Source organism: Candidatus Poriferisodalis sp. (assembly GCF_965208555.1).
In the GTDB taxonomy this organism is placed as follows: Bacteria; Actinomycetota; Acidimicrobiia; order Acidimicrobiales; family Poriferisodalaceae; genus Poriferisodalis.
Genome location: NZ_OZ242342.1, coordinates 1571047 through 1583709, shown reverse-complemented (window position 1 = coordinate 1583709; position 12663 = coordinate 1571047). Strand labels below are relative to the sequence as shown.

The following is a 12663-nucleotide window of genomic DNA, read 5'->3' as shown; positions in this document are numbered from 1 at the left end:
GGCGCGAGGCAGCGGGAGCCAGGGTGAAGTTCAGCTTGTTCATGTACTGCACGATCGGCCGGCGCCACGAGCTGGAAGCCGGCCTCGCAGGACTCAACAACGACTACTACCAGCGCATGCTCGGCGAGATCGCCGAGATAGCGCGCTTCGCCGACGAGAACGGCTGGTACGGCTTCGGCCACCCCGAGCATCACCTGCAGATCGAGGGCTTCGAGATCTCCAACGACCTGAACCTGATGGCGAGCTGGATCGCCCAGCACACCACCCGGCTGCGGCCGATCGCCTGCGGCTACGTGTCCACCACCCACAACCCGATGCGCGTCGCCGAGCAGGTGGCGACGCTCGACCACATGACCGGCGGGCGGCTCTGCTTCGGCGTGGTGCGCGGCTACCAGCACCGCTGGGTGGACCAGTTCAAGATCCGACCCGACCTCGCGGCGGTGGGCAAATGGAACCGCGGCACCGACGAAGACGACTACAACCGTCGCTTCTTCGAGGAGTTCGTGGACGTGGTGCTCACCGCCCTGCGCAGCAACACGTTCTCCTATGAGGGCGAGTTCTGGCGCTTCCCCAACGACAACCTCAACCCCCACACCCACACCGTGTATTCCGACTACGGCGCCGGGGTGGACGCCGACATGACGATCCACGAGGTGGGCATCGCGCCGAGACCGCTGCAGTCGCCGCATCCGCCGCTGTACGGCGGGTTCACCATGTCGATGAGCTCGGCGGTGTTCTGGGCGCGCTACGGCGGCACGCCGATCGTGCTCAGCGACAAGATGGATTTCTGCGAGGCGCTGTGGAAGGCGTACCGAGAGGAAGCCGCGCAGCACGGCGTCGACAAACCCCGCGGGCACGAGTGCGGCTGGGGCGGCGTTGCGGTGTGCGCGCCCACCGACGAGGAGGCGTGGGCGCAGTTCGCCGACATGGAGTGGTTCTGGAACCAGTGGGCCATCCAGTTCGGCCAGGGCATGCCGCTGCAGCTCGTCGGCAGCCCCGACACGATCAGCCGCCAGGTCGAAGAGGCGCAGACGCTGCTGGGCATCGACGAGGCGTTCTTCCTGGTGCCCCAGGGCATCCACTCGGCCGATCAGATCAACGCGTCGCTCGAGCTCATCAGCGACAAGGTGATGCCCCGCTTTGCCTGAGCCGCACCGCCGGCGAGCCGGCTTGTCGTGATCTCCGGCATCACCCAGCAGATCGTCGACACGCCTGACGGTGCAGCGGCGGTGGTGCTGACGCCCCGGGGCGAGCTCGACCTCTCGGCCATCGCCTCTTTGGACGCCGCGGCGCGCACGGCGCTGACGGCCGCGCCGACGCCGCCACGGCTCATCGTGGACCTGTCCGAGGCGAGCGTGCTGCACCCTGTCGTGCTCGGCGTGCTGCTCGACGCTCGGCGCCGTTGCCGCGCCGGCGGGGGCCAGCTGGCGCTGATCGTGACGGCGCCCGACATCGCCGCGACGCTGACCGAGACCGGCGTCGAATCGCTTTTCGAAGTGACGAGCGGGCTGCCAGCGGCCCTGCAGCGCGTGTCGAATCGCTGAACATCGGCAGGCGCGCCTGCGCGGAGCGGGGTCCGCGGCAGGACCCCCAGATAACGGCCCGTATCCTGTGCGGCCGTATGGCGGGCCCGGAGTACCTGTTCCAGCGGGAGACGTTCGCGGGCGGCGACCGCTGGCTGGCCCGATTCGTAGCCCGGCCGATCCTCAGCTTCGTTCATCGCGAGGTTGCCAGCAGCGCGCTGCTGCTCGTGGCTGCCACCACGGCGCTCATCTGGGCGAACTCGCCGTGGAGTCAGAGCTACTTCGATTTCTGGCATACCCACATCGACCTGACCGTCGGCGGCTACCACGTGCATGGCGACCATGGGCTGACCTTGGAGGCGCTCGTCAACGACGGCCTCATGGCGCTGTTCTTCTTCGTGGTGGGACTCGAGATCAAGCGCGAGCTGGTGACCGGCTACCTATCGAGCCTCCGCGCCGCGACCTTGCCGGCGATTGCCGCCATCGGCGGGATGGTCGTGCCGGCGCTGTTCTACGTGGTGTTCAACCCGTCCGGAGAGGCCGCCTCGGGCTGGGGCATCCCGATGGCCACCGACATCGCGTTCGCGGTGGGCGTCGTCGCGCTGCTGGGCACGCGGGTGCCTCCGATTCTGAAGCTGTTCCTGCTGACGCTGGCCATCGTCGACGACATCGGAGCCATCGCTGTCATCGCGATCTTCTACACCGGCGATCTGGACTTCCGGTGGCTGGCGGTCGCTGTCGGGCTGACCCTCATCGTGCGGATGCTGGCGATGATGAAGGTGTGGGCGCTCGAGGTCTACTGGGTGATCGGGCTGGTGATCTGGTACGCCACCCTGGAATCAGGCGTGCACGCCACCATCGCCGGCGTGGTGCTCGGCCTGCTGACGCCCGCCAAGCCACTGCTCGACCGGGTGCAAGCCCAGGACATGGTGGATCACCTCCCGGACGATCCGAGTGTCGAGCAGGTGCACCAGGCGTCGTTCCTCGTGCAGGAATCGGTGCCGGTGACCGAACGGCTGGAGTCGCTGCTGCACCCGTTCACGGCATTCCTCATCGTGCCGATCTTCGCTCTGGCGAATGCCGGCATTCCGCTGTCGAGCGAGACGGTGACCGATGCCGCCGGCTCGCCTGTGACGTGGGGCGTCATCTTGGGTCTGGTGGTCGGCAAGCCGCTGGGCATCGCCGCGTTCACCTGGGTGGCGACCCGCTTCGGCTTCGACCTGCCCGAGGGGATGAACTGGCCGCAGTTCGTCGGCATGGGGTTCGCTGCGGGCATCGGCTTCACCGTGTCGATCTTCATCACCGGGCTGGCGTTCGACGACGGCGGCATCACCGATCTGGCGAAGATCGGCATCCTGGTCGCTTCGGGCGCCGCGGGCGGAGCGGCGCTGGCGCTGCTGTGGTTCTCCGGCAAGCGCGGTGCGCACACCGAAGTCATGCCCGAAGAACACCACGCTCACGACGAGTCCTGAGCATCCAGGAACCACAGCATCTCTGCCCGCAGTCCGGCATACTCCCCCGAGCCATCCCGACGTGACCTGATCCTGATTGGGCTCTGATCTGACCCTGATCTGTTTCTGACGCGACCTTGGAGGTCCATGTGACTGCTGTTCCGTATCTCGCCCTGATCGCCTCCGTGCTGGCGCTGCTGCTGGCGTACTACTTCGCCAAGGTGGTGCTGCGGGCCGACCAGGGCACCGATCTGATGCGAGAGATCGGGGCAGCCATCCGTGAGGGCGCCATGGCGTTCCTGCGCCGTGAGTACCAGTGGGTCTCGGTGTTCGTGGCGGCCATGTTCGTGCTGCTGCTCATCGTGCCCATCGACGGCCGCCCGGCTGCGAGCTTCGCCTACCTCATGGGGGCCGCGCTGTCGTCGGTGGCGGGCTTCATCGGCATGCGCATCGCCACGGCGGCCAACACCCGCACGGCCAACGCCGCCCGCCAGGGCGCCGCCAAGGCGCTGCCGCTGGCTTTCAAGGGCGGGGCCGTCATGGGCTTCAGCGTGGCCGGGTTGGCGCTGCTGGGCATCTCGTTCAACTACCTGCTGTGGGTGAAGTGGGCGGGCGTCGACCAGGCCTTCCAGGTGGTCGCAGCCTTCGGCTTGGGCGCCAGCTCGATCGCCCTGTTCGCCCGCATCGGCGGCGGCATCTACACCAAGGCTGCTGACGTGGGCGGCGACCTGGTCGGCAAGGTGGAAGCCGGCATTCCCGAGGACGATCCTCGCAACCCGGCCACCATCGCCGACGCGGTCGGCGACAACGTGGGCGACGTGGCCGGCATGGGCGCCGACCTATTCGAGTCCTACGCGGGGTCGATCGTGGCGCCGGTGGTGCTGGCCTCGCTGCTGGTGCCTGTGTTCCTCGAAGGCGACAGCTTGGCTGGCAATTTCGGCGATGCGGAAGCGCTGCTGATGTACCCGATCCTGATCGGGGCGCTCGGCATGATCGCCTCGATCGTGGGAGCGCTGTTCGTGCGCGGCCGTGAGGGCCGCAGCCTGTCGGGGCAGCTGCACACCGGCCAGTACGTGGCCATGGCGCTGACGGTGGTCTTCGCCATCGTCGGCACGCTGGTGCTGTTCAGCGGCAACCCGACGTTCGGGGGGTACGAGCTGAGCGCACCGATCTTCCTGGCGTTCACCATCATCGTCGGGCTGCTCGGCGGCTGGGCCATCGGGTTCACATCGGAGTACTTCACCTCGGAGCACTTCCGGCCGGTGAAGGGCATCGCACAGCAGTCCGAGACGGGGCCGGCCACGGTCACCATCGAGGGCATCGCGCAGGGCAAGCTCTCGACACTGCCGGCGGTGGCGCTGGTGGTGGCGATGATCGGCCTGTCGTACCTGTTCGGTGGCATGGCCTTCGGCGACGCCGGCAACGAGATCGGGCTCTACGGCGTAGCGCTGGCGGCCATCGGCATGCTCGCGGTGACCGGCGTGATCGTGGCGGTGGATGCCTACGGGCCCATCGCCGACAACGCCGGCGGCATCGCGGAGATGGCCGAGCTGCCGCCCGAGGTGCGCGGCGTCACCGACAGCCTCGACTCGCTGGGCAACACCACCGCTGCAGTCGCCAAGGGCTTCGCGGTCGGCTCGGCGGCGGTCACGGCGCTGGCGCTGTTCAAGTCGTTCAGCCTGACCGCCGGCGACCAGGTGTTCCTGGACATCAACGACACGGCGGTCACGATCGGCCTGTTCCTGGGCGCCATGACCCCCTTCATTTTTGCCGCGTTGACCATGTCGTCAGTGGGCCGGGCGGCTCAAGCCATGATCGTGGAGGTCCGGCGCCAGTTCGCCGAGATCCCCGGCCTGCGTGAGGGCGAAGCGGGCGTGAAGCCTGACAGCCGGCGCTGCGTGGACATCTCCACCCAGGCGGCGCTGCGCGAGATGCTGCTGCCCGGCGGCCTGGCGGTGGTGCTGCCGCTGGTGATCGGCTTCATCGACGTCAACGCGCTCGGCGGCTTCCTGGCCGGCGCGGTGGTGACCGGGTTCCTGATCGCGATCTACATGGCCAACTCGGGCGGCGCCTGGGACAACGCCAAGAAGTACATCGAGGCGGGCGCCCACGGCGGCAAGGGCACCGATGCGCACGCAGCCGCAGTGGTGGGCGACACCATCGGCGACCCGTTCAAGGACACCTCAGGCCCGGCGATGAACATCCTCATCAAGGTGATGACCATCGTCAGCCTGGTCTTCGTCCCCGCCTTCCTCTAGCCCGAACGGTGACGAGCGCTGCTGAGCGCTGCACCTCATCGAATTTGCGGCTCGGTCCGCGCGAGATTCAGGCGCCGAGGACCGCCATGCCGATGGCGCGAGCCGCCTCTGCTTGACGCCGGTCGAACGTCAGCACGGTCGCGTGCGGGCTCGCCCGTCGGGCGGCCGCCAGGTGGATGGCGTCGAGCGAGCGGCAGAGCGTCTCCTCAGCTATACGAGCTGCATCGACACATACCTCTGCGTCCAGCTCGACCATCTCGAACGCCGTGAGATCGACCTGCAGCTGACGCTGAACTCGCGCCAGCTCTTCGCCCTCGAAGTGGCGCACGAGGTTGCGTCTGACTTCGACCTCGGTGATTCCGCATGTGACCCGAAGCGGCTCCGTCGCCACGGTGTGCAGCGTGAATTCGGAGTCGTGCTCGGGTCGATAGAGCTTCATCAGCGCACTGGACTCGACGTACAGCATCAATCGCCGCGGTCTTCGTCGAGCATCTCCATGACCGTCGGTCCATCTGACAGCAGCTGGGGCCGCGGCGGCGTGAAGGGCTGGAGCCCGCCTCTGCGCTTCGCAGGTCTGATCCAACCCTCGGCGACGCCCTGTTCGATGCGTGCCAAGTCGTCCAACATCGAGTCGTCCAACGGGGTGAGTTGTGCCACCGGCCGTCCCCGGTCAGTGACGATGAGGCGCTCGCCGCTGGCCGCCCGCCGCACGCACTCCGACAGTTTCGCCTTCAGCTCCCGGATGCCGATGTCAGTGGTCACAACGCCGGTACTCATATGGTCACATTACTCAATAACAGTGACTACATCAAATCCATTTGTGGTCACAAGGAGGGGCGCTCGGCAGGTTGTCAGCGATCAGTGGTGCTGGTGCCGCCCGCGCTGCCTTCGTTGCTCACTTCGGCGGTATCTGTGCCGCTGCTCTCGTCAGGCGTGTCTTTGTCGAGAGCTGTCGCCTCGGCCGGGTCGCCGACCGCTTCGATGCCGTGCGTGTCCCTTGCGGCGGATTTGGCTTCCTGGTGGCGGCGCAGCGTGACGAGTGCTGCCAGGGTCAGCAAGACGCCGGCGACGATCGCACCGATTGCCTCGGGCCCGAGCCCGCCGCCGGGTGCCGTCTGGACATAGAGCGATGGGGGATGCTCGTCCACCGCGAACAGGTCCAGTTCCCACGAGTACTTCGATTGGCTCACCGAGTCGGCGTTGTGCTCGATGGCATCGCCCGGCAGGATCACCGAGATTGCCATCGTGGGGAACTCGAAGCCCAGCGCCTCAGCCTCAGCGCGGTCCTCAGCGGTGAACTCCTCGTCAGCCAACTCCTCGCTGAGCGATGCCATGTTCAGATCGAAGCGCCAGCCACCGCTATCGGTGCGGCGCACACTCGGGCCGTCGTCCCCAGCTAAGGCCGCTAAGACAGTCTCGCCCTCGTCAGCGGCCCATTCACGTCCGAATCTGACTGTGCAGACCCCGTCGCCCAGAGAAATTTTGACGTCATCCAGCTCGCTCAGGCCGAAGATGCTCGGCAGATCGGTACCGGAATCATCGACGATCTGTCGGCACACCTCCTCGGCCGTCTCGGACGCGTCGCCCCCGCCAAGCCCCATGAGGCTGAGCATGGCGATGTCGATGTTCATCGCCGCGTCGACGGATCCCGATCCGTCTTCGCGCACCACCAGATCTATCTCGAAGCGGTAGCACGCCGTCGCCACGACGGCCAACGCGAAGACCGCCGCCGCTGTTCGGACCCGTCGCCGCAGGCATGGTGACGAGCGGAGAAAGCGAAGCTGATCAGCCATAACGGCACCGTAGCTGTCGGCCGCTGACCGCTCAGGCGGCGGGGGGCGGGCGGAGGCGGTCTGCTACGCCCCTGGTGAGGCGGTCGAGGATGCCTGCCAGCAGCACGATCGCGATGCCTGCTTCGAAGCCCCTGCCGACGGCGTCGCTGCGGCGCAGGGCGTTCACGGTCTCGAGCCCGAGGCCGCCGCCGCCGACCAACCCGGCGATCACCACCATCGCCAGCACCAGCATGATCACCTGGTTGACCGCCACCATCAGCTCGGGCGCCGCGAGCGGCAGCTCGACACGCCGGAGGCGCTGACTGCGGGTTGCGCCGAAGCTGGTGGCGGCCTCGTGGACCTCGGCAGGCACCCGGCGGAGCCCCAGATCGGTGTAGTGCACCGCGGCTGGGAGCGCATAGACGACCGAGGCGATGATGCCCGGGATGCGCCCCACGTGGAACAACGTGATCACCGGCACCAGCAGCACGAAGCTGGGAATGGTCTGCAGGAAATCCAGCACTGGGTCCATCAGTCGCTGGAAGCGGTCGCTGTGGGAGGCCTGGATGCCCAGCGGCACGCCGATCGCCAGCGTGACCGCCACCGCCACCAGCGTCTGGGCCAGCGTGTCCATCGACAGCTCCCACATGCCCAGCCACCCGATCAGGAACATCGCGACGCCGATGCCGAGCCCCAGCGTGACGCCGCGGGCCAGCAGCCCGCCCAGCACGCCCAGCCCGATCATGGCCGGCCAGGGAATGCCCGACGACAGCAGCTCTCGCAGCGGCGTCACCATGTACACGGTGATGAAGTCGCTGAGCGGCCCGGTGCCGATGCCCGAGTTGCCGATGTCGTAGAGGTTGTCGCGAGCCCACGCCGTGATGTCGTTGACGTAGGGCGCGTAGTGCCACTGCAGCCACTCGGGGAACTCGTTGTGGCCCACGATGCCGCCCACCAGCGCCACCACACCTGCGGCCGCCGCGATCCAGCGGATCGCCATGGTGTCGGCGGCCCGCAGCGCGCCGTCGCCATGAGCGTTCGTTGCCTGCCCGCGGCCCCGCTCGCCCAGCGTGGCGACGCCCCGAGTGAAGCGGTCCAGGATGATCGCCATGATGACGATGGCGATGCCGGCCTCGGAGGCCTCGCCGACGTCGATGTCGCGCATGGCTCGCAGCACGTCCTGCCCGAGCCCGCCTGCGCCGATGAAGGCGGCGATCACCACCATGCTCATGGCGAGCATCGTCGTCTGGTTGGTGCCGGCCAGGATCGCCGGCCGGGCCGCCGGGATCCGCACCAGCCGCAGCGTCTGGCGGTCGGTCGCACCGAACATCTCCGAGGCTTCCACCATTGCTCCGGGCACGTTGCGCAAGCCGACGTCGGTGAGCCTCACCACCGGCGGCAGGGCGAAGATGACCGTGGCGATCAGCGCCGGCACGCGCCCGATGCCGAACAGCAGCACGAACGGGATGAGATAGACGAAGCCCGGCATGGTCTGCATGGCGTCGAGCGTCGGGCGCAGCACGCCGGCGAACCGGTCGTTGCGCCATGCGGCAATGCCGAGCGGGATGCCCGCCAGCAGCGAACCGAACACCGCCACGCCCATCAGCGCGAGGGTGGCGAAGCCCTGCTGCCACAGGTCGGTCATGCCGATGAGCACCACCCCGGCAGCTCCGAGCACACCCGCCAGCCGGCTGCGCACACGCCACAGCCCGAGGCCGCAGAAGACGGGGTACACGTACCACGGGAACCAGCGCAGGATCGACTCGAGCTGGCGGATGCCCGCATCGGCGAGGTCGGTCAGCGGGTCCAGCAGCACGGTGTAGAGCCAGTGCGACGTCTGGTTGTTGATCAGCCAGCGCCGGGCACGGTCGATCGGGTCGGCCAGCCCGAAGTTCCACGATTCGGGGAAGGCGCCCACCGATGCGGCGAAGCCGATGACCACCAGCGCGACCGCAGCCGCCGCCAACGCCACGGCCACAGGTGACTGTCGCCGGGCTGCCGGTGCGCCCGAATCCGCCGACGGCCCAGTCTCGAGGGTCTGGCTCATCTCAGATTCTGTTCGAGGGCCGTGTCTGACGGCGGTACTGGAGCTCCGAAGGTGCGGCTCATCGCAAGTTCCGCTCCAGTACCGCTGCCACATCGTCCTGGTGCAGCAGGCCCAGGGGCTCGCCCTCCGCGTTGCAGACCACGACCGGACGGTGCTCAGACAGCAGGAACGGCAACGCCGATTCCAGCGTGGCGGTCTCGGTCGTGCGGGGCCAGCCATCCTCAACAGCGACGTCGCCTATCGGCTGCATCAGCGAGCAGGCCGGAAGCACCTTGGCGATCGGCGCATCCTGGGTGAACGCCCGGACGTAGTCGTTCGCCGGCTGGGTCAGGATCTCGAGCGGTGTGCCGACCTGGGTGAAGGCCCCGTCGCGCATGATGGCGATGCGATCCGCCAGCCGCAGGGCCTCGGCGAAGTCGTGGGTGATGAACACGATGGTGCGCTGCAGCTCCATCTGCAGCGCCACCAGCTCGTCCTGCATGTCCCGCCGGATCAGCGGGTCGAGCGCCGAGAACGGCTCGTCGAAGAACAGCACCTCGGGCTCGACAGCGAGAGCCCGTGCCAGCCCGACGCGCTGCTGCATGCCGCCGCTGAGCTGCTGGGGGTAGTGGTCGCCCCAACCGTCGAGGCCCACCGTCGTGAGTACGGCCCTCGCTCGCTCGTGGCGTTCCTCACGAGCAACTCCCTGCACCTCGAGCCCGTACGCCACGTTGTCGACGACGCGCCGGTGGGGAAACAGGCCGAAGTGCTGGAAGACCATCGCCATCTTGCTGCGGCGCAGCTCGCGCAGCGCTGTGTCGCTGGCGTCAGCGAGCACGGTTCCGCACACTTCCATCTCGCCGAAGGTCGGCTCGATCAAACGGGAGATGCAGCGCACCAGCGTGGACTTGCCCGAGCCTGACAGGCCCATCACCACGAACGTCTCGCCCGCCTGCACCTCGAAGGTGACGTCTTGAACTGCCACGAGACAGCCCGTCTCGGCCTGCACCTGCTCCCGGTCGGCCCCTCCCGAAGCGAGATCACGGGCGGCATCGAACTTCTTGCCGAAGATCTTCCACAGGCCGTTGACCGTGACGATCGGCTCCATGGCTGCCCCCATTTGCCGCCGAGTTACCGTCTGCCGGGACGGGTTTGGCGTGTCGATACGCTGTGCTGACTGTGGCACGATCTCGCCCCTCCGATGCGACACCTGGCGACAGCGACCTGCCTGCCAACGGGGCGGCATCGAGATCGGGCCCGGTGCAGGAACGCGCCGTGCAGACCCGCGAGCGGATCCTGCAAGCGGCCATCGAGGTCATCCGCACCGACGGTGCCGCCAATCTCACGCTCGACCGGGTTGCCGTAGCAGCGGGCGTCAGCAAGGGCGGGTTTCTCTACCACTTCGGCTCCAAGGACGCCCTGATGGCCGGGCTGCTGGACGAGACGCTCGCCGTTCTCGACGACGAGCTGGACATGCGCGAAGCCCGCTTCCGCGCCGCCGATCCTGCTGCCCGCGGCACGTTCGCGCTCGCTTACCTGGACTACGTGCGCGAGCCGTACAAGGCGGCCGACGACACCTCCGCCTCGATCCTGGCCGCTGCCGCGCTCGACGACGAGCTGCTGGCCAACACCAGGGCAACGTTCGAGCGCTGGCAGGAGCGCCTGGTGCATGACGACCGGCTGGCCGAGACGACCGGCCTGCTCGCCCGTATCGTCGGCGACGGCCTCTGGCTCATCGACCTGTTCGGCCTGGCGCCCCCGACCAAGGCTGAGCGCCACGAGGTGCTCGACCTCGTCTCGGCGATGATCTCCGATCATGACCGCAGTCATCATGCCGATGACGACGGGGGCGCAGGCGGAGCAGAACCGCCGCACGCCTGACCGTAAACCGGCACGTCCAGCGGCGCGAGCGGCTCGTTTCCGAGCAGCAGGTCGGCGGCTTTCTCGGCGATCATCATGACCGGCGCGTAGATGTTGCCGTTCGTCACCGTCGGCATCACTGAGGCATCCACGACGCTGAGGCCCGCGGTGCCCAGCACGCCCATCGTCGCGGGATCGGTGACGGCTGCGGGGTCGGTGCCGAGCCGTGCCGTACCGGCGGGATGCAGCGCCGTCTCGGCGTCACGTGCCACCCAGTCCATGATCTCGTCGTCGGACTGGGTGTCGGGACCGGGGGACAGCTCGCCGTCGTTGTAGGCCGCGAAGGCCGGCTGGTTCATGATGTGGCGCGTTACCCGCACCGTCTCCACCCACTCGCGCCGATCCTGGGTGGTGGACAGGTAGTTGAACCGGATGGCCGGCTTGACCGCAGGGTCGCGCGAGGTGATGCGCACCCAGCCGCGGGCATCGGAGTACATCGGCCCGACATGCACCTGGTAGCCGTGCTTGCTGACCGGCGCCGAGCCGTCGTAGCGCACGGCCAGCGGCAGGAAGTGGAACATCAGGTTGGGGTAGGCCTCGTCGGTGTTGCTGCGCACGAAGCCGCCGGCCTCGAAGTGATTGGTGGCTCCCGGTCCCCGCCGAGCCAGCCACTGAAGGCCGATCCACGGATGCCGCCAGCGACGCAGGTGCGGCTGCATCGAGACCGGCAGCTTCGAGGCGTACTGGATGTACACCTCGAGGTGGTCCTGCAGGTTCTCGCCGACCCCCTCCAGGGGCGAGACCACTTCGATGCCGTGCTGGGCGAGCAGTGCGGGCGAGCCGACGCCGGAGAGCTGCAGCAGCTGCGCGGACCCGAAGGCTCCCGCACACAAGATCACGTGCCCCGCCCGGGCGACGTGCTCGCGGCCGCGCTGCCGGCCCTTCTGGCGGTACACGACTCCCGTTGCGCGGTTGCCCTCGAGCAGTACCCGGCTGATGAGCGCTCCGGTGCGCAGCTTCAGGTTGGGGCGATCCAGCACGGGATGCAGGTACGCCTGCGAGGCAGACAACCGCCGGCCTCGGTAGATGTTCCGATCGAACGCCGCGAAGCCTTCCTGGCGAAAGCCGTTCACGTCGTCGGTCAGCTCGTAGCCGGCCTGCTGCACGGCGTCAAAGAACGCCTCGAACAGCGGGCTGGTGGCCGGGCCACGCTCGAGCACCAGCGGGCCCTCGCTGCCACGCCAGTCATCGGGGCCCGCCAGGCACGTCTCCATCCGCTTGAAATACGGCAGGCAGTGCCGGTAGTCCCACGCCGACATGCCGGGCCGGCTGGCCCATTTGTCGTAATCGGCCGGATTGCCCCGCTGGAAGATCATGCCGTTGATGGAGCTGGAGCCGCCCAGTACCTTGCCGCGGGCGTGGTACACCCGCCGCCCGCCCATGTGCGGCTCCGGCTCGGTCTCGTACTGCCAGTCGTAGAAGCGGTTGCCGATGGGCATGGCCAGCGCGGCCGGCATGTGTATGAGCACGTCCCAGCGGTAGTCCCGGCGACCGGCCTCGAGCACCAGCACCTTGATGCCGGGGTCTGCGCTCAGCCGGTTGGCGAGCGCACAGCCAGCCGATCCACCGCCGACGATGACGAAGTCATACATGGGCTCGTCCATTGGCCGAATTGTTCACGAATTCATGCGCAGAAGTGCGTTCTCGGGGCGTGAGCGACGAGGCCCGCAGGCGCCGGCCCAAGTGGGCCGGCGCCGACGGGTCGCCGTCTCG

Annotated in this window: 11 protein-coding genes; 5 read left to right on the top strand and 6 right to left on the bottom strand. The window is 68.0% G+C overall.

The genetic code is table 11. The features are described 5' to 3' along the window. Positions 1-23 precede the first annotated feature (23 nt). The 4 genes from ACOGXE_RS07325 to ACOGXE_RS07310 all read left to right on the top strand — a co-directional run bounded on the left by ACOGXE_RS07325 (position 24) and on the right by ACOGXE_RS07310 (position 5232). Entirely contained in the window at positions 24-1148 is a 1125-nt protein-coding gene (locus ACOGXE_RS07325; RefSeq protein WP_419933290.1) for an LLM class flavin-dependent oxidoreductase, read from the top strand. Positions 1149-1175: 27 nt separating this feature from the next. Continuing rightward, entirely contained in the window at positions 1176-1544 is a 369-nt protein-coding gene (locus ACOGXE_RS07320) for an STAS domain-containing protein (protein ID WP_419933289.1), read from the top strand. A gap of 77 nt (positions 1545-1621) precedes the next feature. Next, positions 1622-2995 carry a Na+/H+ antiporter NhaA gene (gene nhaA, locus ACOGXE_RS07315; protein ID WP_419933288.1) on the top strand — a complete coding sequence of 458 codons (1374 nt, stop codon included), beginning with the start codon at positions 1622-1624 and terminating at the stop codon, positions 2993-2995. Positions 2996-3123: 128 nt separating this feature from the next. Next, a complete protein-coding gene (locus ACOGXE_RS07310; RefSeq protein WP_419933287.1) occupies positions 3124-5232 on the top strand; it encodes a sodium-translocating pyrophosphatase in 2109 nt (702 codons plus the stop codon). Positions 5233-5299: 67 nt separating this feature from the next. Here the strand turns inward: ACOGXE_RS07310 and ACOGXE_RS07305 are convergent, their stop codons facing one another. The 5 genes from ACOGXE_RS07305 to ACOGXE_RS07285 all read right to left on the bottom strand — a co-directional run bounded on the left by ACOGXE_RS07305 (position 5300) and on the right by ACOGXE_RS07285 (position 10138). Next, a complete protein-coding gene (locus tag ACOGXE_RS07305) occupies positions 5300-5698 on the bottom strand; it encodes a type II toxin-antitoxin system VapC family toxin (RefSeq protein WP_419933286.1) in 399 nt (132 codons plus the stop codon). Further along, on the bottom strand, positions 5698-6009 hold the full coding sequence (locus ACOGXE_RS07300; RefSeq protein WP_419933285.1) for a type II toxin-antitoxin system Phd/YefM family antitoxin: 312 nt from the start codon (positions 6007-6009) through the stop codon (positions 5698-5700). The genes ACOGXE_RS07305 and ACOGXE_RS07300 overlap by 1 nt, the downstream gene beginning before the upstream one ends. A 74-nt stretch (positions 6010-6083) precedes the next feature. Next, complete coding sequence (locus ACOGXE_RS07295) at positions 6084-7025, bottom strand: hypothetical protein (protein ID WP_419933284.1); 942 nt, start codon at positions 7023-7025, stop codon at positions 6084-6086. A 31-nt stretch (positions 7026-7056) separates the two neighbouring features. Further along, positions 7057-9051, bottom strand: coding sequence for an ABC transporter permease (locus ACOGXE_RS07290; protein WP_419933283.1), 1995 nt, complete (start codon positions 9049-9051; stop codon positions 7057-7059). Between the two features lie 58 nt (positions 9052-9109). Then, a complete protein-coding gene (locus ACOGXE_RS07285) occupies positions 9110-10138 on the bottom strand; it encodes a quaternary amine ABC transporter ATP-binding protein (protein WP_419933282.1) in 1029 nt (342 codons plus the stop codon). 71 nt (positions 10139-10209) lie between these two features. Between ACOGXE_RS07285 and ACOGXE_RS07280 the strand changes: the two genes are divergently transcribed. Next, positions 10210-10911: a TetR/AcrR family transcriptional regulator gene (locus ACOGXE_RS07280; protein ID WP_419933281.1), complete on the top strand. Its 702-nt coding sequence runs from the start codon at positions 10210-10212 to the stop codon at positions 10909-10911. Here the strand turns inward: ACOGXE_RS07280 and betA are convergent. Next, positions 10860-12554 carry a choline dehydrogenase gene (gene betA / locus ACOGXE_RS07275; protein WP_419933280.1) on the bottom strand — a complete coding sequence of 565 codons (1695 nt, stop codon included), beginning with the start codon at positions 12552-12554 and terminating at the stop codon, positions 10860-10862. The genes ACOGXE_RS07280 and betA overlap by 52 nt on opposite strands. Positions 12555-12663 lie beyond the last annotated feature (109 nt).

What these genes read in the sequence shown, in the direction of transcription:
- nhaA (WP_419933288.1), top strand. Translation starts at nt 1,622, where the DNA reads ATGGCGGGCCCGGAGTACCTGTTCCAGCGGGAGACGTTCGCGGGCGGC.
- ACOGXE_RS07305 (WP_419933286.1), bottom strand. Translation starts at nt 5,698, where the DNA reads ATGCTGTACGTCGAGTCCAGTGCGCTGATGAAGCTCTATCGACCCGAG.
- ACOGXE_RS07300 (WP_419933285.1), bottom strand. Translation starts at nt 6,009, where the DNA reads ATGAGTACCGGCGTTGTGACCACTGACATCGGCATCCGGGAGCTGAAG.
- ACOGXE_RS07295 (WP_419933284.1), bottom strand. Translation starts at nt 7,025, where the DNA reads ATGGCTGATCAGCTTCGCTTTCTCCGCTCGTCACCATGCCTGCGGCGA.
- ACOGXE_RS07290 (WP_419933283.1), bottom strand. Translation starts at nt 9,051, where the DNA reads ATGAGCCAGACCCTCGAGACTGGGCCGTCGGCGGATTCGGGCGCACCG.
- ACOGXE_RS07285 (WP_419933282.1), bottom strand. Translation starts at nt 10,138, where the DNA reads ATGGAGCCGATCGTCACGGTCAACGGCCTGTGGAAGATCTTCGGCAAG.
- betA (WP_419933280.1), bottom strand. Translation starts at nt 12,554, where the DNA reads ATGGACGAGCCCATGTATGACTTCGTCATCGTCGGCGGTGGATCGGCT.